Here is a 2,074-nt window from a genome sequence, read left to right on the forward strand (position 1 = left end):
TATCGTTGATCAAGACACTTGCTGTATTGCCTCCTGTTCTGCCATTGATGGAATCAAAGTCATCTGGATTCGCAAGTATCGGTGCTGCTTCCACAGTAACTGTTGCAATGGCTGTTGAACAATTGCTAGGGTTAAGATTCTCACAAATGCTGTATTCTAACTCATAAGTGCCTGCTGGGGTGTTTGGTGCAATGGTTATTGTACCATTTGCGTTCAACGTCAATGGAGATGATGGGTCAGGATCCACCTGAGTCAAAGTCACATCAGTTGGATTCACTGGAGTACCATTCAAGGTATCATTGATCAAGACACTTGCTGTAGTGCCTCCTGTTCTGCCATTGACGGAATCAAAATCATCTGGATTCGCAACTATCAGAGCTGCTTCCACAGTAACTGTTGCAATGGCCGTTGAACAGTTGCCCGAATTAAGATTCTCACAAATCCTGTATTCTAGCTCATAAGTACCTGCTGGGGTGTTTGGTGCAATGGATATTGTTCCACCAGAGTTCAACGTCAATTCAGAATCTCCATCTACCAAGCTCAAAGTAATATCTGCTGGATTCACTATCACTCCATTCAAGGTATCGTTGATCAAGACACTTGCTGTAGTGCCTCCTATTCTACCATTGATGGAATCAAAGTTGTCAGGGTTCGCAAGTATCGGTGCTGCTTCCACAGTAACTGTTGCAATAGCCGTTGAACAGTTACCCGGATTAAGTATCTCACAAATCCTGTATTCTAGCTCATAAGAGCCTGATGGGGTGTTTGGTGCAATGGATATTGTTCCATCAGAGTTCAACGTCAATTCTGAATCTCCATCTACCAAGCTCAAAGTAATATCTGCAGGATTCACTATCGCTCCATTCAAGGTATCGTTGATCAAGACACTTGCTGTAGTGCCTCCTGTTCTACCATTGATGGAATCAAAATCATCTGGATTCGCAACTATCGGAGCAGCTTCCACAGTAACTGTTGCAATGGCCGTTGAACAGTTGCTTGGGTTAAGATTCTCACAAATCCTGTATTCTAGCTCATAAGTACCTGTTGGGGTGTTTGGTGCAATGGTTATTGTACCATCTGCATTGAGCGTCAATTCTGAATCTCCATCTACCAAGCTCAAAGTAACATCTGCTGGATTCACTTGAATACCATTCAAAGTGTCATTTATCAAAACGCTCGCTGTAGTGCCTCCTATTCTACCATTGATGGAATCAAAGTTGTCAGGGTTCGCAACTATCGGTGCTGCTTCCACAGTAACTGTTGCAATAGCCGTTGAACAGTTGCTTGGGTTAAGATTTTCGCAAATCCTGTATTCTAGCTCATAAGTGCCTGCTGGGGTGTTTGGTGCAATGGATATTGTTCCATTTGCATTGAGCGTCAATTCTGAATCTCCATCTACCAAGCTCAAAGTAACATCAGTTGGATTCACTTGAATACCATTCAAAGTGTCGTTGATCAAGACACTTGCTGTAGTGCCTCCTATTCTACCATTGATGGAATCAAAGTTGTCAGGGTTCGCAAGTATCGGTGCTGCTTCCACAGTAACTGTTGCAATAGCCGTTGAACAGTTACCCGGATTAAGTATCTCACAAATCCTGTATTCTAGCTCATAAGAGCCTGATGGGGTGTTTGGTGCAATGGATATTGTTCCATCAGAGTTCAACGTCAATTCTGAATCTCCATCTACCAAGCTCAAAGTAACATCCGCAGGATTCACTGGAGTACCATTCAAGGTATCGTTGATCAAGACACTTGCTGTAGTGCCTCCTATTCTGCCATTGATGGAATCAAAATCATCTGGATTCGCAAGTATCGGTGCTGCTTCCACAGTAACTGTTGCAATAGCTGTTGAACAGTTACCTGGATTAAGATTCTCACAAATCCTGTATTCTAGCTCATAAGTACCTGCTGGGGTGTTTGGTGCAATGGTTATTGTACCATTTGCATTGAGCGTCAATTCTGAATCTCCATCTACCAAGCTCAAAGTAACATCAGTCGGATTCACTGGAGTACCATTCAAGGTATCGTTGATCAAGACACTTGCTGTGGTGCCTCCTGTTCTGCCATTGATGGA

Annotated in this window: 1 protein-coding gene; it reads right to left on the reverse strand. The window is 43.2% G+C overall.

Going from position 1 to position 2,074, the window contains the following annotated elements:
* Positions 1 to 2,074, reverse strand: a 2,074-nt coding sequence (locus tag MM214_RS01645) for a hypothetical protein (protein WP_241291226.1), incomplete at both ends; no start/stop codon positions are given.

It is taken from the genome of Belliella kenyensis, assembly GCF_022549675.1.
Taxonomy (GTDB): domain Bacteria; phylum Bacteroidota; class Bacteroidia; order Cytophagales; family Cyclobacteriaceae; genus Belliella; species Belliella kenyensis.